This is a genomic window from Bradyrhizobium sp. Kon58 (genome assembly GCF_055807455.1).
Genome location: NZ_JBVVOT010000242.1, coordinates 1 through 347, shown reverse-complemented (window position 1 = coordinate 347; position 347 = coordinate 1). Strand labels below are relative to the sequence as shown.

The window sequence follows — 347 nt, the reverse complement described above, 5'->3', positions numbered from 1 at the left end:
CCAATCTGCCCGTAAATATGCCTGTCACAAACCAGACGGAAGGCGCCCGTACAGGCCTAAAGATGCGGCGCACAAGGCAGATAACTCCTATGTTGTTTATATCCGCAACAATGTTCAAGGATCGAACTCATGACCTCGCGCCCATCCAGTCGTATTCACCATCCCGCTCAACCGCGCTTTCGTTGGTTCGCTCTCATCCCTGTGGTACCCGCCGTCATCTGGGTATTGCTGCAATCAACGTCCCAAGCTGACCTGGCCGCCTGCGCGGCACTCTTGCTGATCGGCCTCGGCGCATGCGTCTGGAGCACGCGTTCGCACCGGGATGCCGTGATGCGCGCTGTATCAGA

Annotated in this window: 1 protein-coding gene; it reads left to right on the top strand. The window is 57.6% G+C overall.

Annotated features, from left to right (window positions below):
- Positions 1–129: 129 nt before the first annotated feature.
- The coding region (locus AC0L20_RS40295) for a hypothetical protein (RefSeq protein ID WP_473295715.1) at positions 130–347 on the top strand (218 nt) is incomplete at its 3' end.